This window comes from Sphingobacterium kitahiroshimense, from assembly GCF_025961315.1.
Classification (GTDB): domain Bacteria; phylum Bacteroidota; class Bacteroidia; order Sphingobacteriales; family Sphingobacteriaceae; genus Sphingobacterium; species Sphingobacterium anhuiense.
In genome coordinates this window covers 926,539-951,670 of sequence record NZ_JAOQNK010000001.1, presented here as the reverse complement: position 1 = coordinate 951,670, position 25,132 = coordinate 926,539, and the positions used below count along the sequence as shown (strand labels likewise).

The 25,132-nt window shown below is 37.0% G+C and carries 25 protein-coding genes; 9 read left to right on the top strand and 16 right to left on the bottom strand.

The genetic code is table 11. From position 1 onward, the window contains the following. Positions 1–378 precede the first annotated feature (378 nt). The 4 genes from M2265_RS04185 (at position 379) to M2265_RS04170 (ending at position 3,427) form a co-directional block, all read left to right on the top strand. Positions 379–1,488 (top strand): hypothetical protein, encoded by a 1,110-nt coding sequence (locus M2265_RS04185; protein WP_132767558.1) that lies wholly within the window; start codon positions 379–381, stop codon positions 1,486–1,488. Positions 1,489–1,626: 138 nt separating this feature from the next. Further along, the gene (locus M2265_RS04180) at positions 1,627–2,001 is read left to right on the top strand and encodes a hypothetical protein (protein WP_132767560.1); all 375 of its coding nucleotides are present in this window, start codon (positions 1,627–1,629) and stop codon (positions 1,999–2,001) included. A gap of 144 nt (positions 2,002–2,145) precedes the next feature. Beyond that, the gene (locus M2265_RS04175; RefSeq protein ID WP_108160931.1) at positions 2,146–2,526 is read left to right on the top strand and encodes a hypothetical protein; all 381 of its coding nucleotides are present in this window, start codon (positions 2,146–2,148) and stop codon (positions 2,524–2,526) included. A gap of 31 nt (positions 2,527–2,557) precedes the next feature. After that, the gene (locus M2265_RS04170) at positions 2,558–3,427 is read left to right on the top strand and encodes a helix-turn-helix domain-containing protein (protein WP_132767562.1); all 870 of its coding nucleotides are present in this window, start codon (positions 2,558–2,560) and stop codon (positions 3,425–3,427) included. A 112-nt stretch (positions 3,428–3,539) separates the two neighbouring features. Here M2265_RS04170 and M2265_RS04165 read toward each other — a convergent pair whose 3' ends face one another. From M2265_RS04165 to M2265_RS04125, 9 genes are all read right to left on the bottom strand, one after another. Beyond that, entirely contained in the window at positions 3,540–4,034 is a 495-nt protein-coding gene (locus M2265_RS04165; protein ID WP_243655354.1) for a c-type cytochrome, read from the bottom strand. A gap of 43 nt (positions 4,035–4,077) precedes the next feature. Then, complete coding sequence (locus M2265_RS04160) at positions 4,078–5,043, bottom strand: transporter (RefSeq protein ID WP_317126519.1); 966 nt, start codon at positions 5,041–5,043, stop codon at positions 4,078–4,080. Positions 5,044–5,172: 129 nt separating this feature from the next. Next, the gene (locus tag M2265_RS04155; protein ID WP_132767564.1) at positions 5,173–6,237 is read right to left on the bottom strand and encodes a cytochrome-c peroxidase; all 1,065 of its coding nucleotides are present in this window, start codon (positions 6,235–6,237) and stop codon (positions 5,173–5,175) included. A 3-nt stretch (positions 6,238–6,240) separates the two neighbouring features. Beyond that, positions 6,241–7,122: an MbnP family protein gene (locus tag M2265_RS04150; RefSeq protein ID WP_132767566.1), complete on the bottom strand. Its 882-nt coding sequence runs from the start codon at positions 7,120–7,122 to the stop codon at positions 6,241–6,243. After that, complete coding sequence (locus tag M2265_RS04145; protein WP_243655355.1) at positions 7,119–8,216, bottom strand: cytochrome-c peroxidase; 1,098 nt, start codon at positions 8,214–8,216, stop codon at positions 7,119–7,121. The genes M2265_RS04150 and M2265_RS04145 overlap by 4 nt, the downstream gene beginning before the upstream one ends. 1 nt (position 8,217) lies before the next feature. Beyond that, positions 8,218–9,084, bottom strand: a complete 867-nt coding sequence (locus M2265_RS04140; RefSeq protein WP_132767568.1) for an MbnP family protein — start codon at positions 9,082–9,084, stop codon at positions 8,218–8,220. A gap of 42 nt (positions 9,085–9,126) precedes the next feature. Continuing rightward, on the bottom strand, positions 9,127–9,972 hold the full coding sequence (locus M2265_RS04135; RefSeq protein ID WP_132767570.1) for a FixH family protein: 846 nt from the start codon (positions 9,970–9,972) through the stop codon (positions 9,127–9,129). A gap of 30 nt (positions 9,973–10,002) precedes the next feature. Then, positions 10,003–10,662: an SCO family protein gene (locus tag M2265_RS04130; RefSeq protein WP_207902331.1), complete on the bottom strand. Its 660-nt coding sequence runs from the start codon at positions 10,660–10,662 to the stop codon at positions 10,003–10,005. Between the two features lie 188 nt (positions 10,663–10,850). Then, the gene (locus M2265_RS04125) at positions 10,851–11,156 is read right to left on the bottom strand and encodes a hypothetical protein (RefSeq protein ID WP_264599339.1); all 306 of its coding nucleotides are present in this window, start codon (positions 11,154–11,156) and stop codon (positions 10,851–10,853) included. A gap of 461 nt (positions 11,157–11,617) precedes the next feature. On the opposite strand from M2265_RS04125, the gene M2265_RS04120 reads away from it, so the two are divergent. After that, positions 11,618–12,328, top strand: coding sequence for a type 1 glutamine amidotransferase domain-containing protein (locus M2265_RS04120; protein WP_165905813.1), 711 nt, complete (start codon positions 11,618–11,620; stop codon positions 12,326–12,328). 483 nt (positions 12,329–12,811) lie between these two features. Here the strand turns inward: M2265_RS04120 and M2265_RS04115 are convergent, their stop codons facing one another. Both M2265_RS04115 and M2265_RS04110 read right to left on the bottom strand, forming a co-directional pair. Then, complete coding sequence (locus tag M2265_RS04115) at positions 12,812–13,003, bottom strand: hypothetical protein (RefSeq protein ID WP_084825366.1); 192 nt, start codon at positions 13,001–13,003, stop codon at positions 12,812–12,814. Positions 13,004–13,177: 174 nt separating this feature from the next. Then, positions 13,178–13,786 carry a hypothetical protein gene (locus M2265_RS04110; protein ID WP_132767573.1) on the bottom strand — a complete coding sequence of 203 codons (609 nt, stop codon included), beginning with the start codon at positions 13,784–13,786 and terminating at the stop codon, positions 13,178–13,180. Positions 13,787–13,993: 207 nt separating this feature from the next. Between M2265_RS04110 and M2265_RS04105 the strand changes: the two genes are divergently transcribed. Then, positions 13,994–14,443 carry a hypothetical protein gene (locus M2265_RS04105; protein ID WP_132767575.1) on the top strand — a complete coding sequence of 150 codons (450 nt, stop codon included), beginning with the start codon at positions 13,994–13,996 and terminating at the stop codon, positions 14,441–14,443. A 352-nt stretch (positions 14,444–14,795) separates the two neighbouring features. Beyond that, on the top strand, positions 14,796–17,492 hold the full coding sequence (locus M2265_RS04100; RefSeq protein ID WP_243655356.1) for an alpha-L-rhamnosidase: 2,697 nt from the start codon (positions 14,796–14,798) through the stop codon (positions 17,490–17,492). 346 nt (positions 17,493–17,838) lie between these two features. Here the strand turns inward: M2265_RS04100 and M2265_RS04095 are convergent, their stop codons facing one another. Next, positions 17,839–18,894, bottom strand: a complete 1,056-nt coding sequence (locus tag M2265_RS04095) for a serine hydrolase domain-containing protein (RefSeq protein ID WP_132767576.1) — start codon at positions 18,892–18,894, stop codon at positions 17,839–17,841. 190 nt (positions 18,895–19,084) lie between these two features. Further along, positions 19,085–19,414, bottom strand: coding sequence for a DUF6122 family protein (locus M2265_RS04090; protein ID WP_132767578.1), 330 nt, complete (start codon positions 19,412–19,414; stop codon positions 19,085–19,087). A 409-nt stretch (positions 19,415–19,823) separates the two neighbouring features. Here M2265_RS04090 and M2265_RS04085 point away from each other — a divergent pair, with 409 nt between their 5' ends. Next, positions 19,824–20,270: a nuclear transport factor 2 family protein gene (locus M2265_RS04085; protein ID WP_132767580.1), complete on the top strand. Its 447-nt coding sequence runs from the start codon at positions 19,824–19,826 to the stop codon at positions 20,268–20,270. 59 nt (positions 20,271–20,329) lie between these two features. Then, positions 20,330–22,135, top strand: coding sequence for a serine hydrolase (locus tag M2265_RS04080; protein WP_132767582.1), 1,806 nt, complete (start codon positions 20,330–20,332; stop codon positions 22,133–22,135). 62 nt (positions 22,136–22,197) lie between these two features. Here the strand turns inward: M2265_RS04080 and M2265_RS04075 are convergent, their stop codons facing one another. The 3 genes from M2265_RS04075 to M2265_RS04065 form a co-directional block, all read right to left on the bottom strand. Then, positions 22,198–22,737, bottom strand: a complete 540-nt coding sequence (locus tag M2265_RS04075; protein WP_132767584.1) for a GNAT family N-acetyltransferase — start codon at positions 22,735–22,737, stop codon at positions 22,198–22,200. 109 nt (positions 22,738–22,846) lie between these two features. Then, positions 22,847–23,695, bottom strand: coding sequence for a sialate O-acetylesterase (locus M2265_RS04070; protein WP_132767586.1), 849 nt, complete (start codon positions 23,693–23,695; stop codon positions 22,847–22,849). Positions 23,696–23,919: 224 nt separating this feature from the next. Next, the gene (locus tag M2265_RS04065) at positions 23,920–24,999 is read right to left on the bottom strand and encodes a hypothetical protein (protein ID WP_132767587.1); all 1,080 of its coding nucleotides are present in this window, start codon (positions 24,997–24,999) and stop codon (positions 23,920–23,922) included. Positions 25,000–25,132 lie beyond the last annotated feature (133 nt).

Here is a 25,132-nt window from a genome sequence, read left to right as displayed (position 1 = left end):
GGGATTGTCGATAAAGTAATCATACCTGCCGATGAACAAATAATAGTTCTTTAAGCGATGTCCAATTGTTTTTTTAGATATAAGCATGTATATTCATGCTAGAAGGAGCACATGTATCATGTGCTCCTTTCTATATATCATCGGTTGGATATATGGTTGTCAAGTACCATCGATACGTTGGAAAATTGCCGTTTTATTTATTTAAATGATCTATTTATACAGACTATTTCCATGTGTTTTTGATCAATCTATACATCGATTTGAATAATAAAACTATGTGCACGAAAACCGAAATCTATATACTCCAAAAGCGTCTAATTTTGCGATTGAATCTGATTTACGTAAATCAACTATTTTTTATTTTTTAATTGAAAAAAAATGTGCAATCTTAAAACGTTATCGCTATTAAAATTAGGAGTAATGACGCTATTCTGTTTAGTCGCGATATCCTGTACTAAGGATACGATAGTCAATGGTTATCTACCTCCATTACCTATACCGGATGGCGTTTCCGTAACCTATGGTGACACCCTTTCTTATCAACTTCCTGAAGAATATAGCGCCGATGATATTTCGTTGGAAATAACTGTCGACCATCCTGGTCAACAGGTCGATAAGGATCACTCTTTGTTGGATCTTGTAAAGCAGTCAATTAAATTTGATCGTGAGCATTCAAGGATGTTTATTTATTCTGGTAAATTATATCCAAACAATACGTTTTCATCCGAATTTCAGAATACGATCCCAGAAAATTACCCTATTATCATTACTTCTAAAACTGAAAATGGTTTAAAGGGGTTTTCAAAAAAAATTAATCTGGTTGTAAACCCTGCTCAGCTTTATTTAAAAAATGAACCAAATGCCACAGTGGTACTGACTCCATATTGCCTGTACAACGATCCCCAAAATACATTTGATCTGGTAGTGGATAACTTCAATATGGAAGGTGCAATTTTTCAATTTGATCCTTCATACGGCAATAAAGATCAGCATGTCAATATCGTCAATAATCAGATTGTGGTATCTGATAAAGCTGGTGATCCGAATAAAAAGAAAGAATGGGTATATACTTTGAGACCAATACTTTTCAAAAACGGTTATAAATTGGCAGAAAGAGATCTTAAATTATCGATATTGCCAGAACCTAAACTGTTTTATGGGATCTATTATCAGGACTTTGACTTAACGATCATTTACAACCGTTTTGTTATCCCTTTGGGTAATTCTTTTAAATCTGATGCCCCGGTGGTAAATCCTGGACGGTTTAAAGGCAAATTTAGCATTAAAGCCATCACTCTAAATGATAATGGTTTTAATGATAGTAATGCTATTTTTTCTATTGATGAAACTTCTGGAATCATTCAGGTAAAGAAAAACAGTTCTTTAAACGAGGGAACATATAAGTTGATTATTGAAAGTAAATCTCCAGAAGGAGTAATGCTTAGTACAGATTTTAATTTAGTGATGCAAATTCTGTCCGATAATTAACAACGTAGATCAGGATCTATATAGCCTCAGAAGTAGGCTATATAGATTTTAAACATCTACTGAAGTACATGAAAAAAGTACTGCGATTTAAGTCAAGATGTTTCTAAATTGCTTAAAAATAGCGTATATTTGAACTTTATGAAAAGAGTACTTTTATATTTCCTATCTGTCCTCATGCTGTTTCAGGCATGCTGGGGAGTCGTGGTTGTAAGTGCTTTTTATATCAATCGTGATTATATAGCGCAATATCTCTGTGAAAATAGAGATGCTCCTCAGTTGCATTGCAAGGGCACATGTGTATTGATGAAGAAAATGAAAAAAGCGCGAGAAGATGAAAAGAAAAATATAGAAAATAAAATAAAGGAAGCGCAAGCCTTTGTTTTAATACCATCTACCGTGCTTAATATGCCTGCGATTTTTGTCGATCATACGACAAATACAAATTTTGATATGCGCCATTCTCATTATACTTTTAATCGTATTAATCGTATTTTGCGACCACCTAGCTGCTAATATCCTCATCTAGTCTTTCTGACTATTTATTTCGCTATCTCATTTTGAAATAAACCGATAGCTATACCCTTATTTATTTTGAATTTCTCGTGCTTGATAATTAATATTCAAGACTGTAGAACGCTATTATTTATTAAGTTTTTAATGCGCGCTAAATTATCGATACTTCTTGTCTTAGCCATTTTCATACAAGCAACGAGCTGTACCTGGATCTGTATGGGTTTTGAGCTCAATAAGGATTATATTACAACCCAATTATGCATTAATCGGTTTGAGCCGGCAGTGACCTGCAGTGGATTCTGTTATATCGATAAGCAGTTGGAAAAGGAAAGAGACCAACAAGATCCTGCTCCTAAAGCGAAGCAGATCGATCTGAATATTTATCTTCCTTTGACCTGTTTTTTACTGAAGTCTGACGAAGACTTTACTGATTTACGTGCTGCACATTTGTTTTTTCAGCGCTATCTTGTATTGGAGGGGACGGATAGATTTATTTTCAAGCCACCCATTTTGTTTTTTGTATAGTCGATTATCTCACTTTGCAATTACATTAATTATGGTTATAAAAACAGAAAATATTAACACAATATCATTAAACAATATTGATCCCGATCATATTGGCTTAATCGTATACAATCTAAAAGATGACTATAGTTGTCTTCAAAATCTGCATCTACCAAATCGAAGAACATTTTATACGGTTATTTATTTAACATCAGGACTTATTACGTTGAATATTGACAAGTATAACTGTCAATTACAGCAACAACAGGTTATGTTTTTCAGCCCTAGTACCGTATTGAGTTTGTTGACAGAAAATGATCAAAAAGACGGTTGGGTTATTTTATTTGAAGAGCATTTTTTTACGCAACGGTACAACGATAATGTACTGCATCATTTTTCATTTTTAAAAACGCAAAAGATGCAACCCCAAAATGTTGCTGTTGAACAGCAATTAGGTTGGCCTATGATTTTAGAAACAATGCATCGCGAATATTTATTTAGCCATCCTGACGCTAAAAATATACTGCGTTCCTACTTGAATATTTTTTTGGGAACACTCAGCCGCAATGTCAATACTGAAGGAACTGAAATACCAAAAAATGAAAAAGAGGAGAAGGTGATCTCTTTTGAACGCTTGATCAGCGAGCAATTTGCGCATGAGCGCTTACCTTCATTCTATGCTGATCAGCTTTTTATTTCCACGAATTATCTCAATCGTTTGTGTCAGGAAAGGAGAGGGATATCTGCTGGCCAACTGATAAGGGAGCGCGTACTGATGGAGGCTGAACGCCTCCTCATTCATACCTATAAGAATATTTCGGAAATCTCTTTTGAACTTGGTTTTGAAAATGTATCCTATTTTATTACTTTCTTTAAAAAGAAATATGGTGTGAGTCCTGAAGAATTTAGGAAAAAGCAGTAACCATTTTGCAGAACAGAAAAGGGATGAAATTGATCAATATTTCATCCCTTTTTTTGTTTTTATCAATTCTTACCGCCAGCTTTTTTAATGATGTCGGATGTGAAATTTCTTTCTATTTCGAATCTTCTTGTCTCAGGTATTCCAGAATTGCAATTGCTTCTTGAGGGTTTAAACCTAGAGCCGCCATTGCTCCATCGTAAGATTTGCTGAGTGCTATTGCATCTGCATCTTCTGCTAGCATCTTATCAGGGGTCAAGATCATGTTCATCATCCATTCTGGCGTTCTTTTTTTTGTGACGCCATAAAGTGCTGGACCTATTTTATCTTCCTTGATTTCATGACACATCGTACACTTAACAATGAATAATTTATTGCCCTCATCGGCTAATTTTTGATCGAATGGTTTGTGTTCAAAACTCGTGATGCCGCCTACACCTTTATTTCCTTCTTTTAGAAAATCATTTACTTGAAGCGTTACTGGAGTGGGTTCTTCAACAGCAGGTTCGTTTTTTTTTGCACCTGAGTCTGCAGAGTTGTTAGCATTACATGCAACCATGCTGAATATACAGCATGATACGAGTATGGATATGGAGCTAATAGATTTCATAGTATGTTATTTTTTTAGAGTTTAAGACAATCTTTTTGCTTTTTTAAAAGCTGTAGGACAAATGGGTCAGAAACCGATCGCCAGCTTCTACACGCCCGCCAGCAAGATTTTGGCTTAAAGGGGATTGATAGTTACCGCCGAATGATATTTTTCCGATATTGACTTCTATACCTATAATTCCTGTGGTGGAGTTTCCGCCAGACTGTGCGACATCATATTTTCCAAAGACGACATCCTGTGGCTGTGTCTCATAAGTGACACCAGCATTAGGTGCTATTCGTACCTTATCGCGTATATTAAATTTATAATATGCGAGTGCATTGGCAGTGAATTTATTGGCGTATCTGTAATCGTATTTGTTTTCGGTGTTCAATTTGTATGTGGTATTGACATTCAGACCTAGATCCATCAGCCTTACATCATAGGCAAGATTGAACATAAAGTCTGTACTGGCGGTACCCAATTGAAAGTTATTTGGTGAGTCCTGAGCCGCATTACTGCGTTCGCTTGCATCGTACTTGCCCGTAGGTGCTTTTACACCTGCGCCTATCCATAACGAGTGGACGAGCATTTTGTTGGATGCGGTGCCTTTCGCTTCTTCAAAAATTTTGAAATAGCCCATTGCTACGACATCACCCATTCCATTTTTCTTCCCCTGCTCTCCGCTGCCTTTTATGGTACGCGTGTTGAAGTTATAGGGCAAAATTGCCATTACCCGCCACCGCTGACCGATATTCCATGCACCCCACATTTCCATGCTCTGATAGGTTTCATCGGCGGTAATTGGCGTGCGATTGCCGGTAGGTCCTAAGTGTGTGAGAAGCGATTTATGTTGATAGCGAAGCCCAATAAAGCGTTTATTGAAGTCTGGTAAAATACCAATGTAATAACTGCCGACACCACATCCACAGATATCACATGCTTTTGAGATAGGGATCATCAGTCCGCATGCTAATACGGTCAATAGACCGTATATCGTATTTTTTTTAAGGTGTTTGTATGTATTCATTTGTCGCTGTTTTTATGATAATATGTCGAAAATTGTATATGCTTGTCATCTGTGCTTACTGTTGATCTACATGTTAAATCCGATATAGGAACGTAAGAAGAGGACCAATGCTGCTTGAAAATCAGATGATCAATTGACAACAAAGCCCGAATTTATTTCGGGTTCTGCCAATAGCTTATTGGTCAAGAAATCCCGGTCATCTAAAGTTTTTAAAAATGCAATCAGATTATCTTTTTCACTGTCACTCATTTTTATACCTAACGATCCATCCGCTTGTCTAAAAATGGGGTCAAGGGTAGGGGAATCAACCATTCCTGTCCGGTAATGTTCAATAACCCGATTTAAGGTCAGAAAACGTCCATCGTGCATGTAAGGTGCGGTATAGGAAATATTACGAAGGCTAGGCACTTTGAATTTATATCTATCGGCGGGATTTAAGGTCACAGAATCTCGACCGGTGTCGTTAGCCCGATTAGGAGAAAGTCCATTATTACGGTAGCTTCTATCGGTAAACAGGGGCTCGTTGTGGCAGGATGAACAGTTTTTTTGGTAAAAAAGATAGCCTTTTTGTTCTTGTTCAGTAAAGGCATATCCTGCTTCTTTGCGCATCACATGATCGTATTTAGCATTGTTGCTTACAGCCATTAACATATATTGCGATAGGGCTTTGAAAAAGCGTGCATCGGTTATTTCATCTGTCCCAAAGGCTTTTTTAAATAGCGCAGGATAATCAGGATGTGCTCTTAATTTTCTAAGCACATTGGGTACTGTTTCATCCATTTCAACAGGATTTGTGATCGCGTTGACTGCTGCAAGATCTAAATCAAAGACACCTCCGTCCCAAAAGAATTCTTTTTGCCAAGCCATGTTCATAATAGGCATAGGATTGCGTATGCCTAGCCGATCATCAATACCGTGACTCACATCGTGACCATGATGGGTAAATGCTGCAGACTGGATGTGGCAACTGCCACAGGCAACGGTATTGTTACGGGATAAGCGCGGTTCGTAAAAAAGACGCTTGCCCAATTCAAAGCCTTCTTTTGTAATCATGTTTCTAGAAAAATTATAAGTTGGCTCAGGAAAATTACTTGGTTTCAAGAAGCCTGTGAAGAGGTCAGGAATTGAGTCTTCACCTTTTTTGCATGCCCATACGAGGGCAACAATTCCAATTAGCACAAATATTTTTTTCATCAGTTATAATTCATCTTCACTTTTCACAAAATTTTCGGTATGATCATGTGTGAAAAAATGCGGGAAATTGTTGGCAATATTCACACTGTATTCACTGAACATGACATTGGGATGCTCCACAATACTGAATGTGTGTGGACCATTGAATATTTTCATGATATCGACAAATAGGTGGACGTTACTGCGTAACCCTTCTCTCACTTGTGCTGTTCCTGCAGTTTTCAGATCTACTGTAATGGTCTTGATATTGTTCAAGGTGGGGGCATTGTAACCTCCAAACCCACCGATATGATATTTGAACTGTTTATTTCCAGTGGGATCTCCTTGTTGATTGTCGGAGATCAAATCGCAGTAACCTTCCATCTTAAAGAAGATATAACCGCTGTTCCATCCCCAGTACATACCTCCACCTTCGTGTCCTTCTTCTGGATTAAATGATAGTACGCCAGTCCGTTTTTCTACAGGCATCGAACTTCTTGCACTGTCTACACCGATGACAAATTCAACTTTTTCATAGTTTCCTTCGGGCACTTTTACTTTGGTGAAACGTGTGGTACGATCGGCTGCGTTTACTAAAAAATAACTGTCATCCTGAGGTACTGTATAGCTACTGCCATCTGCTTTATAGAGCTTGATGTTGCTGATGAAATATTGCAACAATTTAATTCTAAAGGATTCTCCCTTTGCATTTTTATAAACTCGGGGTTCGAAACTCAAAGTTTCTTCGCCCATTATATTGTCAAATTCGATAGAGAATTGTCCAGTTTTTTCTTCATCGGGGGTAGGTGCTTCAGTTTTGCTGCATGCTACTGTTATTGTTAATAGCAGGATTATCATCGCTGTAAGAGCGGTTCTACTGCCTACATTTGTTTTGTCTTTTTTCATTTCTTATTTGGATTAGAAAAATTGGTTTCATTTAAAAATATATCGTCTGTCAATGCTTCTAGAAATGATTTTATTTCTGTCATTTCTTTATCGCTCATGGCTATGCCAGGATTTTCATTTTGATCGTAAAGAAGTCGGTCTGTTACCGGACTATGCTTAGTACCAGATCTGTAGTGCTGCAACACCTGATCAAGCGATTTAAATCTTCCATCGTGCATATATGGGGCAGAGCGTGTTACGTTTCTTAGTGTTGGTGTTTTAAAGGCACCCAGATCTATCGGATTAAAAGATATGCGATAACGTCCGCGATGTATCCATTCGTTGGAGTCATCGGTAAAGTCATCATCAATACCGTTATTATGGAAAGCATTGTCTGTGAACAGTTCTCCACTATGGCATGTCCCACATTTTTGTTTTACAAGATGCATTCCACGTAGTTCCCCTGCGGAAAGGGCTTTCAAATCTTGCCCACTTCGATAACTGTCATAACGCGAATTGCTCGATATCAAGGTTCGCTGAAATTGCGCCAATGCTTTTGCGGCACCTTGTGCTGATGGTTTTTCAGCAAAAGCTTGCTGAAATAAGTTGACGTAAAATTCACTAGCTATCAGCCGGTTGGCCAAAGTGACTAAGGACATTCCCATTTCGTCAGCATGCGTAAGCGGTCCAAAGGCCTGTGATTCTAGATTTGTTGCACCACCGTCCCAAAAAAATCCTTGATCAGCCCATGCTAGATTAATCAATGTCGGAGAATGCCGCTCAAGTGTTTTTCCTGATACACCTGCAGCCGTAAGTGGCACTCCATCTGCAAATGCTCGTTCTTGATGATGACAGCTTGCACAGCTTACCTGCATATTTGCAGATAACAAGGGGTCATAAAAAAGATGACGACCTAGATTTACTCCTTCAACCGTCAGGGGGTTGTCGAGCATCTTTGTTGGTGCCGGAAAATGGTCCGGGACTTTTAGCATCAAAGGAGTAGGAGTTTGATCCGGTAGCGGATTGTCCACTTGTACTTTACAACATGAGATCGTGCACAAGCTTAACACTATGCTTGTGAAAACTCCTACTATTAGTCCTTTGCCTATCATCATACTATTTTGCTATAGCAGTCGAACTTGTGCTTTTTAAGGTGATGGCCTTGGTAAGCAGATTGTCTTTTAACTGGGTCATGAGCTCCTTTTTGGATGCGCTGATCAATCTGTTGGACCATGGGTTTTCGATATCGATTACTTTTTTGACATCCAATTCTAAGTTGATATTTGATTTCATCTGCGCATTAATAGTGATCGCTTTATCTAGTTTAATTTCTTTCTCCGTATAGAGATCATTGGAAGCGAAGTCCCAAAAGAATGTTTGTAAAGCAGGAGCTTCCGGAGCTGCTTTTACCCAGGTCATTTTTCCATTTACCACAAAAAACTTATAACTGGTGAACCACATCCAATTTTCAAAAGCCATACCATTTAAGGAGGATAATTCGCCAGCACGTAGGGTTAAATTATCGTTGTATTTTGAATCTACTCCGACCGCAAATTTTATAGCAGTATAATCACCTGCTGGTATAGAACTTATCTGCACCTGTTCTCTTTTATTTGCAGGATATTTTTTGTCAAATGATCCCTCTTGTACAGGAATTTCCACATTTTCTTCGATGAGGTAGTAGGATTCTGGTACTTTGAATTCTTCGCCAGCAGCATTGACTAAACGAACGTTGCTGACCCAATAACGAAGCTGGCTGAACTCATATTTTAGATCAAACTGACCAGTAGCATTGCTGAGTTTGAAATCGTATGCTTTGTTCAATTCGAAGTCAGCGTCACCATATCGTGCATCAAAAACCAATGTTGTACTTCCTGGGCCAGAATCAACTGAAGTTTGAACAATTGTTTCTTTTTCACATGCTGTCAATAATAGGATGCAGGAAAATAGGCTAAATGCTCCTTTTTTTGAATAGTTTTTCATTTTATTATGTTATAATTTGTTTTGTTAAATTTTTGTGATTTATTATTTGATTTTGATAGGATAGACCAAACTATCTTGTGATACTGTTTCCCCATTTTTCAAAAGCTTAACTTTGATAACCCAGTCTCCAGACATCGTGAAATTGACTAAGCCGGAATAACGGCCATTTCCCTTGCTTTCAGCATCTTTATTCTCTGGAGAGCCATGTTTCATAGCAGGCATAAAAGGTTCTACTGCTATGGTATATCCATCTAGATTGGTAAAGGTCTCTTTGTCCATTTTGTGTAAGGCAAATTCGATATTGTGCTTACCTGACTCGACCTCATTAGGAATTAAACAGGATACGAATACGCGATCATCTGTCGTTGTTCCTGTAGCTATAGTGCGGGGTATAGTCGCTTGTTGTACTGGGAGGGCAAAAGTCAAGGTATCTGTTTTATCTTTTCCTTTGAGTAAAGTTTTGAATAGCCATCCTCTCCCCATATCCTTCATATTGGCCATGATAAATACCATATCAGCTTGAAAAATGCCGTTTCCTTTGTTGACTAGAGCGTCATAAGGTCCACCATGGGACATCATTCCCATATCCATTGTGATTTCGTAATTTACTTCTTGGTCATTTATTGGATTTCCTTTTCCATCTTCTAATCTCAAGTATAGGCTTTCAAATTTATTGGTTAGACTATCTGGTGTCCAGAGTGATACTTGATGACCTGCAAAGGTTGTGTCTCCAAGCATGATCATATTGGAAAGATCTATGCTATTTGAAGCATGTTTATTTTCTGACTGTGTTGCAGTTGATTTCGTCATATTATTGCAGCCGTAGAAAGATGTCTGTACTAGAATTAATGTGATGTAAAGGATCGTTATTTTTATTATACGCTTCATAATTGTTTTTATTAATGTTGTTGAAATAGGTTATCGCTGATCCAATAATTGTTGAATATCTTGTATGGCAACTTTTACGGAGTCCATCTCAATACCACTGTAGACACCTCTTATATGCCCTTTTCCATCTACGAGTGTAAATACACCACTATGATCAAAACCACCTGGTGCATCTGGGCTTTCTGTGGCAAATGAGAAATAACCTGCGGCTCCCGCAATGTCATATACTGTTGCTTTTGGGCCATTGACAAATTTCCATAGGTCTGGTGCGCCCAGTTTTTGAGCATAGGTTTTTAAAACCGATGGCGTATCATGATCTGGATCTATGGTATGCGAAAGGATGGCAAAACGTGGCTCGTTCTGAAAATGTTTGGCTACCTCAAGCATGTGTTTGGACATGATCGGACAGATGGTAGGGCAGCGAGTGAAAAAGAAATCGGCAAGATATATTTTACCTTTTAAATCTTCATTGCTGATCCAGTTACTATCTTGATCCACAAAACGAAATTGGGGTATACGATGATAGCTTGTATCACTTTGTGTAATACCATCTTTTGAAGTGGAAATGATTTCTTTCTCCCCTAAAATGGGCAGTTCTTTATTTTGGCTAGATGATGCGCATCCTACCATACCCATGAACAGCGCAATAGATGCACAGCCAAGAAGTGTATGTTTATATTTTGATAACATTTATCTTCGTGTTATGACTAATGATTTTTTATATGGCTAATCTGTGCAATAGCTATTGCTCAAAATGAATACGATACAGCGTATCTATTCAAAATAATGAATAGCTTGTACTGGAGCCTATATAGGTATCAATTAATGTGAAAAATGAAAAGACTCAAATGACAGATGATGTCACTTGTTTTTTGCAGCTAGATGGAAAAGAGGGGTGGGTGGAAGATTGTTTCTGCAAAAAGGAAAGTATAGCTCATATCTTGTGGATAGTGCTTGGTAATACGTCGTGCAATGCGATTATTTTTCGGAAATTCGAAGGTGTCAAGATGATGAATAGAAGCTAACTGCTCTAAGTTAACGGTTGCTTGTTTTGCTTCTTTTTCAGCCTGCTTCTTCAGCTTTTTCATGAGTACACATTGACCTTTACAATGCATGGTAGGTTTATCAATGTTTTCACACGATTTGAGGTATTCTTTTGTGTTTAATTTGTAATCAACGAGCATACCTATTCTACTAAACGTCTGGAATAAGAACGTTAGCAGGAGTAAGAATATGGTCAATTGTTTCAAATCAGTGAAATTTTCAACAAATATACCGCCCTATAATCTAATGTAGTTTTGATTTTCGTGCACATTATGTTGTGTTTCGGGACAACTTTGGGTTGTATCAGCAGTTCTTTTTGAAACTATTCTAGAATGCACAAAAGGTGCTTTGTGAGTAGTTAATTTTTTTGTCAGGTATTGTATATTATCAAATACATGACAATGGGTCTTGCACCGTGTTGGGTGATTTTTGGTTAAAGTAAACTGTGATGGAATGAAAATCCTACTGTTGTGCAGATGTTCATTAAGTGATATTTGAGGTATTTATTGTCCTAGATCGGGTAGTATGCCTGCAAACTTTGCTTTGTTCGAATTGTTATCTCTGTCTATTGTCATCCATGTTTACTTAAAGGATTTTTAAAATGGAAAATAAACGGAATATACTCATGATATTGAGCTCCCATGATAGAATGGATGGGACAGATAGTAAAACTGGGGTGTGGTTAGGTGAAATGACAGAACCATATTATAAATTTGAAGAGGCCGGATATCAAGTTCTTTTGGCCAGTCCATTGGGAGGTGAACCACCTCTTGATCCGATGAGTAAGTTAACCGAACACTTGACTAGTGATAACCGTAAGTTTCTGGATGATGAAAACGCACAGCAAAGATTTAAGAATACCGTTCAACTGGAAAGCGTTCAATCTTCTGCCTTTGATGGTGTTTTTATTCCAGGAGGGCATGGTCCTTTATGGGATCTGGCTCGACATCCTGAGGTGTCACGTTTACTGACGGACTTTATCAAAGAGCATAAACCGATCGGGGCTGTGTGTCATGGTCCTGCGGCTTTAGTCGCCCTTGCACAAACAGATCCTGATTTCTTGGTTGGTAAGCACGTGACTGCTTTTACCAATATGGAGGAAAATCTCGTGATGCGAAGTGATTATATCCCTTTTAAATTAGAATCCAGATTAAGAGAATTGGGAGCTTCATTCAGCTCGGCTCCGGTACCTTTTGTACCGCATGTGGTGCGCGATGGAAACTTGGTTACCGGGCAGAACCCACTATCCGCTGGTCCAACAGCGACGAAATTGATTGAAGTGCTTCAAGAGATAAGTCCTAAAGATATTTAATCATTAAGAAATGATAAGATTAGGGATGAAAGGGATGCTGTGTCAGTTAGAACGTTATTATTCTGTAGTTTTTTTTCAATGCAGTAATTGTATCACGGGTAATACAGAAACTGCTTTTACTTAAACAATTACTTGAAGAAAAATATTCCGCAGCCGCTGAAGCCAAAGATATTTTTATTCTCTAAATTTTGGGAGCTTTTATTTTTCCAATACTTAAAGTTCTAAAGGTTCAATCGAGGTGATTGAACCTTTTTTATGAAAATAATAGCGAACACTGTTTCATATATTTATTCGTTCCCCTAACTTTTTTTACATAAAGCTTCGTTTATTTTATTAAAATTATCAATGTTGTCCCCGCAGTTTTAATGAAAAATTCTGTCGTAAATCACTATAATAACTTTCATTCAAGCCTTTCTAAAGCGTTTTAATCGCATCTTATTGTTTTGGAAAGTGCTTATGCTCTTAATTGATATTTTAAAATAGTTAGCTTCTGAAAATTAGGTAAAGAAGTGCTACAGCAGGGAAGATGAATATGCCCAATATGACAGAACTGATGGGTTTTGCAAAATTCAATGTGTATCCGTGTATACTCGAGCGTGTTTTAGGTACTAATAGACGAGGGTCTGAAGGGTTATAATAGAATACACCGAACTTATAATTTTTTAAATTATCCATTGTTTGTAATTAATGATTTATAATTATGCGTGATAAAGCCTTTAAGTACAGCCCTAAACCCGCTTTTGGTTTCATACTAAAGGTAATATATTTCAAGGTTAATTTCAAATTTTGTTGCATTTTAATTGATTATGCCCATTGTGGACAATTAGATTTTATTTCCTTGATGAAATATTAAGAAATCCATGTAGCGTTATGTTTAACGACGATCCATTTATCTTTAATTTTGTTAAGGATAAAATTTGATCCTCCTCCACAAAGAGGCCCGCAATTGTAATCTAGGGATACAAAGGCTTTTTTTCCATTATGTGATAAGATAGGTATGTGGAAATCATATCTTGAAAAATAATATTCTGGCATTTTTAATTTATTACCGTCCAATACTTTATATACAATAGCAATTTCCTTTGGTACAAAAACCGTATTTAAATTGTTTGTTTGATTAAAATATCCGATAGAATCTAGAGCAGTATTACCTATTACTGTAAGTAATTCATTAATTGTTACACCATTTGGTGATGGTGGTAATTCATCATTAAGTGTATCAATTGAAATTTTGATAAATTGATTATTGATAAATGCTTGGGGTTTATTAGTTTTCATTAATTCATGGTATGAAGAATCATAGGTCAGTATAGCAAGTAATATCTCTTCATAATCTTTTTCTAAAGAGATATGGTTAAATGAGTTTTTTTTAATGTTTTCATTTATACCGGTTTGCTTCTCAATTTTATTTTGGCAAGCGAATAGAACGAATAAAAACGGCAGAAGGTATACTTTCATAAAAATTCTTTTAAAGGGAGATGATAAAATTAAAGAATTTTCATAATATAAATATGGTTCATTGATTAGATTGTTCGATTGTGAACATGTAGTGTCCGATTATGGTTAACCTGTTGTTTTTATTATTTCTCAACGACTTGTTAGTTAAGGAAATATGTTTTTGGTAGAATAGTTGGCATTGAGATTCATGAAAAATATAAATTAAAAATGATTATTCAATTTATTGACTCTACTCTTGGAAAAATCACTAATAATGCATTGATTATTTTATTCAGTTTGTTGTTCATGCTAGCATATGATCAGCAGGAGAAAACGATAGCGAGCACAAAGCTTGATGAAGGAGTTGAAATACTTAATTTTTTCTTGAGGGGTACTTATGGATTTGATGCCAGTTCTGAAGCTTCTCGAGCTATTGATCGAATTGTTGAGGATGATGCATCTTATGAGAATCACAAACTGATAAGCTTTTTTACGAAAATAAGGGCGGGAAATAGCATTGACTATAATGCTGTGATGAGCCTAAAAATATATTATGATTATGATTTAAATTTAAAAATAGTTTATAACGATGGATCGTCTGAAGCACAATGGAATAATTATAACGCGATCAAGTATTTAAAGTTATTGCAGTATTTCATGGTATCTGCGTTTTACTGAAAGTGATATAGGTGTGGCGTTATTGTGATATATTGAAGATGTTACGATCAACTATGCGTTACTTTTTGTAGATATTGTTGAATTCAAGTTATTAATAATTGATCATCTATAGATTGTGTGTTTTTTGGATCTATAATATCCAAAATCAAATATTTGTATTGTTAACGGGCAGGAGCAGGTTGGTACGGGACAGTTATTGTATCAATAATGGTTATATTTGGTCTGTTTGCATACTATTTGGAACCCGTTTTATCTACGTCTAATTATAATTTGCTAGCATAATCTTTTTGAGGTTGATGTCTTGGAATGCGCGTTCCTATAGCTAATCTGAAAAATTGATAAACCTAGGCCAATGATGCATACAAGTCATACGCATATTGAAAAGATGAATAACAATAAATCAAGAATGAAAAATATACTATTGCTGGTGGGCTTATGTGCTTCCTGCAATCTTTATGGTCAGAAAAAGGGAGCTGACTTTGAACCTATCGCACTTCAATGTGAGCATCTGGTCAATCCATTGGGTATTGATGTGGAGCAACCCAGATTTACCTGGATGCTGAAAGACGATCGGCAGGGGGCTAAGCAAGTGGCCTATCAAGTTATAGTGGGAACTGACTCATTGTCAATCGTCAATAATAAAGGAAATATCTGGGATACTGGCAAACTGATGAAAGACAATATTCTTGTCCGTTATGCGGGTAAAGATCTTCATGCTCTGACACGATATTTCTGGAAAGTTACAGTATGGGATAAGGATGGAAAACCAAGTAGTTCGGACGTTGCTTCTTTTGAAACGGGCATGATGTCAAGGTTCAACTGGAAAGGTGCATGGATTAGTGATCATGCCAACGAAAATGATAAACCCGCACCATATTTTCGTAAAAAGTTTACAACGAATAAAACGGTTAAGTATGCTCGGGCTTACATTGCGGCAGCAGGTCTTTATGAGCTTTCTTTAAATGGAGCTAAAGTTGGGAAAAACATCCTCGATCCTATGTATACACGCTTTGATAAAAGGCTGTTGTATGTTGTCCATGATGTGACTGCGCAGATTAAAAGTGGAAATAATGCAATCGGAGTGATACTTGGAAATGGTTGGTACAACCATCAGTCACTTGCTGTATGGGATTTCAACAATGCGCCGTGGCGCAACCGTCCTACATTTTGCATGGATTTACGTATTGTATATACCGACGGGACGGAAGAGACAATCTCATCAGAGCGCGATTGGAAAACTTCTTCAGGACCGATTATATTCAATAGCATCTACACCGGTGAACATTATGATGCGAGATTGGAGCAGAAAGGATGGGATGAAGCGGATTTTGATGATTCAAAATGGAATGGTGTGCGGTATCGCAGTGCACCTGCTGATTTGATTGTGGCGCAACAGACGGTTCCAATCCGTATGGTAAATACTTTTACGCCCAAAAGCGTTAAAAGAATAGATGATAAAACCTACGTTTTTGACCTGGGGCAGAATATGTCAGGCATCACTAAAGTGAAAGCCAGTGGGACAGCAGGAACGGTATTAAAGATTAAACACGGGGAACGATTACATCAAGATGGGCGTCTGGATCAGTCTAATATTGATGTTTATTTTAGAGGTGACAAAGAGACTGATCCTTTTCAAACGGATATTTTAATACTGAGTGGCAAAAAGCAAGATGAGTTCATGCCAAAGTTTAACTATAAGGGGTTCCGTTACGTAGAGGTGTCCAGTAGTGAACTATTGGACTTAAAAGATCTGCATATTACATCGTATTTTGTCCATAGTGATGTGGCTGCTAAGGGTGAGGTTAAGACGTCGTCAAAGTTGGTCAATGATCTTTGGAAGGTTACTAATAATGCGTATTTATCCAATCTGATGGGGTATCCTACGGATTGTCCGCAAAGGGAAAAGAATGGCTGGACAGGTGATGGCCATCTGGCAATCGAAACAGCATTTTATAATTTTGATGGAATTACTGTCTATGAAAAATGGATTGCCGATCACCGTGACGAACAACAGCCCAATGGTGTTTTACCAGATATTATTCCAACAGGTGGCTGGGGATATGGTGATGCAAACGGGCTGGACTGGACCAGTACAATCGCAATTATTCCATGGCAGGTATATATGTTTTATGGCGATAACAGGCTTTTGGAAGATTCCTACCAGAATATTAAGAATTATGTCGATTATGTGGACCGTATCAGTCCGCAAGCATTGACTACTTTTGGGCGTGGAGACTGGGTACCTGTTAAGTCTACCTCAAATTTAGAATTGACATCGTCCATCTATTTCTATGTGGATGCGACAATTCTAAGTGCTGCCGCGAAAATGTTTGGAAAACAGGATGACTATGAGAAATATGATCGCTTAAGTAAGAAAATCAAAAAGGCGATCAATGAAAAGTTTCTGAATATTTCTACAGGAATTTATGGAAGTGGAACGCAGACTGAATTGAGCATGGCCCTGCACTGGGATGTTGTTCCTGAAGATGTGAAAACAAAGGTCGCTTTTAATCTGAATAAAAAAGTTGAGGAATCCGGTTTTCATCTAGATGTTGGTGTTTTGGGAGCAAAGGCATTGTTGAATGCGCTCAAAAACAATGGTTATGAGGAGTCCGCTTATAAAGTAGCTGTTCAAGATTCTTATCCATCTTGGGGATGGTGGGTCGTTAACGGAGCTACTACGTTACTGGAGAATTGGGATCTTGATGCTAAGCGAGATATATCGGATAACCATATGATGTTTGGGGAAATAGGGGGATGGTTTTTTAAATCTTTGGGTGGGATTTTACCAGATCCTGAGCAACCTGGATTTAAACATATTCTGCTGAAGCCCATATTTCCGAAAACACTGGATCATTCCGAGGTTACACATGTTTCGCCGTATGGTGCTATTGTATCTAAATGGAAAAAGAATAAGAATATTGTTATTTATGATGTAACGATTCCGGCCAATTCGACCGCGACTTTTTCGCCGCCTAGCAATGCAAAAGATCAACAAGCGGTGGAGCTTGTGGCCGGTAAGCATCAAATAAAGGTGCAACTATTATAGATAGAGATGCACCGGATGTTACTTTTTTACTGTGAATCTATATCCGGATACTTGTACTGTTACTAGCAATTAAGACCGTTTTGATTATTCCAAACGTTATTGAAGTTATGAGCACAGTATGGCGGAGTTGTTGTCGAAAGGTATGTGATTACTTATCGTATTGAAAGTTCTAAACTGTTCTGTCATTCAGAATAAATACGCTTATCTATGATTGGGTAAGCGTATTTATTCTAGTAGTTTTTAAATTTGCGGAGCTATTTATAAAATGTGTATTTATCAGGTTTGAAAATGAATACTTCATTGCCCACATTTACGCTTGAATAGCCATGAAGTTTAGGTTTCATCTTCATTTCAAAAGATTGCTTTCTTTAATGATTCTTCTGATTTCCTGTTCAAAATGATAGGCAATATCAAAATTTTCATTCCCTACATTTTCCATTATGATAACACTGGTTTTTGTTTTTGGATAGTATAAATTAACCGCCGTAAAACCTTCTGATGGGTGAAATCCTGTATGGCCAATTTCAGCAATACTGTCTTTATCATTTATTCGCAAACCATAGCCGTAACCAATAGGATTTTTACTGAAAAGCTGATGTGTGTTGGTTATAACATAACTTGTCATCACTTTGTAGGTGGTAGGTTTTAGAACTTTTCCCTGATGTAAACATGCGTTCCATTTTGCAAGATCGGGTGCAGTAACAATTAAGTGACTGCCAAAAGTATGGCTAGCATCAAAACTTAATTGTTCGTTGCGTCTAAAAGTTCTGTCTTGTAGCACGGTATGTCCTTTTGTTAGTAATTCGCTATTGATTTCATTTGGATAATAGCTATCGTTCATGTGACAATTTTTAAATAGTGCTGTCACTAAAGCTTCAAAACTTTTCCCACTTTGCTTTTCAAGAACAAGTCCCGCAACATAATAACCCACATTAGAATAATTGAATGAAGATCCTGGTTTAAATTTCAATGGTTTGTCTATATCGTCGCTGTATAATCCTGAAGTGTTGTTGAGCAGTTGATGGACGGTGACGGTATCCGCCCAAGTATATTTCAAATCAGGCAAATATTTACGAATAGGTTTTTTCAAATCAATTTTCCCCTTTTCTACTTGCTGTAAAATAAGTGCTGCGGTAAATTGTTTGGCTATGGACATGGTAGAAAACTTGTCGTCCATTTTTAAGGGGATCTCTTTGCTGTAATCAGCTCGTCCATATGCTTTTGCATATTTTGTTATTCCATTTTGTTCAATGTAAACTGCTCCATTAAAATCTCGTGGACTTTTAGTTAGCAGTAAACTATCAATTTTTGTTGAATAGTTGTCTTTTAATTGTGCTGATGAATGGCAACTTGTCAATAGAACTGTTGTTGCAAGAAATATTAGTTTTAAAATTGGCTTCATTTAGCTTCGGGATATAAATATCAAAGTCTAGTTTTTAATGTCGGTCGATAATAGGTACTGAACGCGAATCAGTTCTAAAAAAATGGTTTTAGTATGCTTTTGATGTTATGATTAATAGTTGCGCTCTTTGTTTTGCTTGTGATCATCAATGGTGTAATTGTCTAATAATTACCTTTTAAGATCTTGTTGATCAATGCCATTGACAGTCTTGCCAGTCTGTTAACATATGAAAGAGTAAACCAACCGCAATAATTCGGGTTTTAGGAAAAAAGAGTAAGATAAAGTATACTGCAATTGCATAATAGGAGTGAAGTGGATGAAAGCCTATACTGCAACGATCTGGTGCGAATATTGGAGTCGCTAACAAATGATCGAGATCAACCAGCATTGTAGCAATCATAATTAACCAGGCACGTTTCCATTGTTTTCTAAAAAACACATACGAAAGTAATCCTGGAGCTAAAAAATGTAAGGTATAATGAATGAATGTCTGTAGGTAATGTAATGTCTCAATATTCATTTAATAAACAAAATAAAGTGATAGATGTAGTTTTTCGGCCTCTCTAATTTCTGCAAATATAAGGATCAAAAAGTAAAATATGGAAGGAAATCACATCCTGATTATCGGTCTTTTTTACTGGAAGAAGGACGACCAAAGATGACGTTTGATCCTACATAATGTAGAATTATTATTGAAGTGATCAGTAGCATTATCGCCCTCATTAATCGTTTCCTGTATAAATTTTGGAAAGTATCGCTATTTGGCGCAATTGCAATTCAGGTTGATGTACATATTCTCACCTATAAATTCCGTGTATTCACCGAGTTTTTCCTGAGCTTAGTCTAAATGTCATCGTGTTTGATTGATTTACAAACTATTTTTGAATCAATAAAAGAACGACTAACCATCAATATAAAATAAAGACATTATGAAAACTTTAGCAAACACATTCGTAGCAGTAGCCTTGATCGTAGTATCGACTTTCACTATGGCAACCGCAAAACCAAAAGTACCGAATAAAAAAACAGTTGTCAATCTATCGACAGCAGCGCTAGCTATCGACCATTACGTAGCGATTATGACTGCGGGTGAATCAGCAGGGCTGGAAAAACTTTTTACTTCAGATTTCACCCAAAAGATAAACGCAAAAGAAGGGCGGACCAATAGTCGTTCAGAAGTCGTCTCATTCTTAAAAAAACAAAAAGGAGATCAACTGAACTGTAAAACGAGTACCATAATCGTAGAGAATTCCGCTGATTATAAAGTAGCGAGAATAACAATGCAATTTGAAGGATTTACTAAGAATGATCTTGTAACTTTGGTCAATGACGGCGGTAACTGGAAAGTCTCCCAATCGATTACTACATATCAGTAATTCATTTGCAAATCATAAAGGAATTCAGTGTTCAATTTTTACTTTTAGCCAAGATAAATATGATGATTATAAAACCGCTCTCCCTTACAATTATTCTCGGAATGTTGGTAGGAACTGCTTCTGCACAGACCCACATGACGATTCAGGAAGGTATTTCCAAGGTCGAAGCTGGATTAATCCCACCAGTCCGTTTTGAGGGCGAAGCTTCTTGGGATATCGTTTCCCGGATGCAGTTTTATAACGTTCCAGGGGTGAGTATAGCTGTTATCAAAGATTCAAAAGTTATCTGGAGTAAAACGTATGGCTATGCAGATCTTGATTCTAAAACGCCAGTAACTTCAAAAACGCTTTTCCAGGTAGCTTCGATGAGTAAGCCTGTAAGCGCTTATGCGGCTTTGAAAGCCGTGGAAGAGGGAAAGTTAGACCCTGATAGTAATGTTAATGTATATCTGAAGTCATGGAAAGTTTCTGAAAATGAATGGACTAAATCGAAAAAAGTTACACTAAAAAATATTGTGAGCCATACTGCTGGTTTTACAGTAAGTGGATTTCCTGGTTATAAGGTAAGTGATCCTCTTCCTACTGCTGTTCAAGTGTTGAATGGCGTAAAACCTTCCAATACCCCTGCAGTTTTTGTTGATAAGCTTCCGGGGGCTAATTTTCGATATTCAGGTGGTGGATATACGGTGATGCAACAGATGCTTTCGGACCTCGAGGGGAAAGATTTTACGTCTATTATGCGTGAAAAAGTGCTTCTCCCTCTTGCTATGCACAACAGCAGTTTTGCACAGCCACTTCCAGCAGCACAAGCACAGTTCACAGCTACAGCCTATGGTGTCGATGGACGTAAAGTGGAGGGACGATACCATATTTATCCGGAGCAGGCTGCTGCGGGTCTGTGGTCTACGGCCGAAGATTATGCTAAGTTTGTCATCGATATTCAAAATACACTTAGTGGCAAAAGCAGTAGGGTAATTTCCAAAAAAATGGCAGAAGAATTTACGAGTCCGTTTATTGAACCTTTTATAGGTTTGGGCATTTTTCTAGAAAATTACAACGGAGAGGTTTATGTGACCCATGGTGGTTGGAATGAGGGGTTTAGTAGTAGCTTTATTGGAAGTAAAACAAGCGGTGACGGAGTTGTGATTCTTACAAACACCAACAAACCACTGTTTATCAATGAGCTCGTGAGATCCGTTGCATTAGTCTACCATTGGCCCAATTATATTGCACCAACTAATCAAATTCTGCCGTTAAGTCAGCATGATTTAAATGCTCATTTAGGGAGCTACAAGTTTGAAAAATATGGTTTTATCAAAGTCTATAAAGAAAATGGTAAACTGATGACAGTTCGCAATGTGGATGCTCCGGTGGAACTTATCAAAGTTGGAGAAAATACATTCGCTATGCGAGACTGGAATTTCAAGGTGAGTTTTGATATGGATTCAAGTTCTGGGAAAAAAGAACTTGTACATACTTTAGCTGATAAAACTGTTCGATCTAAAAGTCCTCAGATCGGCAGCGATGAAATTATACCCTTAGCATTAATTTTAGAAGGTCATTTTGAAAAAGGTGTAAAGGCATATCAAAAGGCAAAACAAGAGGATAGCCTACATGAGCAGCTTTCAGAAGGCTTTCTGAATGGTACAGGATATGAACTGCTCCATCAGAAAAAAAATGCTCAGGCTATTGCTGTTTTTAGCATCAACACGATCTTGTATCCAGAGAGTGAAAATGTCTACGATAGTTTAGCTGAGGCTTATCTCAAAGACGGACAGAAAGGAAAAGCAAAGCAGAACTACCGAAAAGTACTTGAAATCAATACTAAAAATGAAAAAGCCCGTAAAATCTTAGAAACGTTATAATCTTGAATGCCATAGTCAGGAAATTAAATTTAAGACTATGGCATTTAAACCTGTTTTTATGATTATGGTCTTAACGTGTAAGTAACTATATTTTCTATGTTTACGTGTTTGTTGTTATAAGTCTGGTTTTCAAATACAAAATTTAGCTTTTTCAATATTGCTACAGAACTGCTATTATCTGATGAAGGAAATGCCGTAATTACTGCTGCCTTCAAATTATTGAAAGTGAATCTAATAACGGCCTGTAAAGCCTCTTTCATATAGCCCTTTCCCTGAAATTCTGGTAACATTTCATAACCAATCTCGACCATATCAGATTCATGATCAAAGTTCCAGCAACAGACCGAACCGATTAAAGTATCATTGTTACTTAAGGTGATCACCCAGTACAGACACTCTTTCTTTTTTACCATTCCATTGATTCTTTCAATGTAATTGACTGCCTGTTTTAAAGTCGTCGCATTGTCCCGGCCAACAAAATTGTTTGTAACTGGATCGGAATGTAGTTTATAAATGAAGTTATAATTCTTCCTGAATATTTTTTTTAATGTTAACCGTTCTGTATGTAGCGTTGGAAAATCTGTAAAATTTAAGTTCAGCATATGTTCTGTTGAAATGATTAAAAAGGGCTTTTTAGAATTTCTTATTTAATACATGTATTGGAAAACTTTTTTTTATGATAAAATCAAACGTTATTATTTTTTGTGCTACTTATGAAATACCAAGAGCTTTCATTTTTATTAAAAATTCTTCTTGAGAAATCTCTCCAGAACCAAATCTGTGTTGCAAGAGCAGCTTATTTTCATTTTCAGTCATAGGTCTTTTATATAGATCTTCTACTCGTGCTTTTTCATTTAATAATGGTGTAGTTATGTGCTTTAATTTGGCAAAAGCCTCATAATATCGAACCCCTAATATTCTTTGAGATTTTGCATCGAAATGAAGCTGATCTTCATTTGCAGTCAAATTTTTGGCTGTTACATAATAACAATGTGCGTGTGACTGTGCATACTTTAACAATTCTTCATTGACTTTGGGGTAGCTTGTAAAATATTGGCCATAAAGCCCGTTTGTTAAGAAGTTTCCAATCTCACCAATAATCAAAGGCAGATGCGGAGCGTCCAATTGTGAGCGTAATTCAGCTATTATTTTTTCAAATTTATCACTATAATGTGCCGCAGTGTGGGCAAAACTATCGTTCTCGCCCTGATGCCAGAGTATGCCTGCTAAGTGGCTGCTGCGCATCGCTAACTTGGCCTGCGCAACTGCATGATCAAAAAGTGCACCTCCAATAGACCAGTCATCTAGGCTTGTGCCGCCATCTGCACAGGGGATGAGTCCAATTTCAAGTTCTTTGTTGTGCGCTTGCCATGAGGCTGCGAATGAAGAACTAAGGCCAACCCCTGCGGTAGAGCGGTCATTATGGATAGGTTCAAACATGATCTGCCACCTGCCATTCCGTAAAACTTTAATATTTTCATTTAATATCTGAGGTACATCATTTAAGTAACCTCGGCCTGCCATATTTGATTGGCCAATGAGTAAAAAAGACTGTATCATTTGACTGTATTCAATTATTCCTTATTATAATATCAAACCTATAGGAAAAATACGATATAAATGTAATAGCGATGAATTTTTTAATCGCTAAAGATGTTAAAGTAATTGCAAGGAACTGAACTGATGCATGTCTTAAAAAAGGTTTTGAAAGTAAAATAAAAGGTGCGGAATTTATTATCCCGCACCTCGTTAATTGTTTGCATCGTATTAATAGTTCTCACTTATTAATACCTGACTTGCAATGCGATCTCACCTAAATCAGCTAGGTCGGTCTGAGTTGTAAATACAACGCGACCTTTTTTAGACAGTACTTCCCAAGCGATATTGCTAACAATATCATCTATGGCATCTTCTAGGTTCGCATCGTCAACGAGATCAAATGTTCTTTCGTCTGTCATGACTACAGGCTGGGAAAAATCATTATTAATAATTAGAAGTTCCCCGCGACCATCCAGGGAAGCTTGATAGATTTCTTGCAAATCCGTCAGTACTTTACCTGTTCCTACGGCTTCTTTCATCTGACTGATGGCGTCGGTACGTTGCTGCTTTTGTAATGTTTCAATAATCTCCCAAGATTGCTTTACAATTTCATGAGGAGCAACGTGATTATAATTTATTGGAGCATGTCCAATATAGGCCGCTGGTATATCAGCTACTTCTTGTAATTTGACATAATTATCTTCTGTACTGATGACCACACAAGCCAATCCGGTATCGTGATGCAGTTTTACGAATGCCTTATCGACGGTATTTAAATATTCACGCACCATATTATCTACTTTCCGGGCATTACTGGCTTGATCTGCGTTGGCCACCTGAAGCGTATTCTCCGGAAAGGGAAAGTCATCATTCTTTATTTCAGTAACTATGCTATCATTTACGGCTTCATAAATTTGTACACCACTTTGTGATAGTAACATCAGCAAATAGTTTGTACTTCTATTATAGGATTTGATAAGTGAGCGAACAGCGAATCTTTCGGAGATATGTACGCCTTCATGACTTGTTTCCCATGCTGATTTTATTATTTCTTCGGTATCATTAGAGAGAAAAATATGGAGACTGTCCAGATTATAATTGAGATCGATCTGCGTAGTTATCGTTTGTATTTTTTCCAATAGGGGGACTATTGTTTTTTTATCAAACGTTGTTGTTAATCTATCTTCGGCTTCTTTAAGTAAATTCTTCAAGGAAACTGCATCTGTGATGTTATCCGGGTGAGTACGATGCGTATTCAGCGAGATGGTTACACAAGGATTACTTTTTACATTGGCGATTTTCTGTAATTGTTCTTTTAATATCATAACTTTTACATTTTATTTATCAGAAATTTAATTTGAAACTGATAATTGTTGAGTGTTTTGTTAAGATAGTTAAAAAATGTTTAATATCAAAGAAATCAGGGTACAATAATCACATTTCAAAGCTTGAAATTCT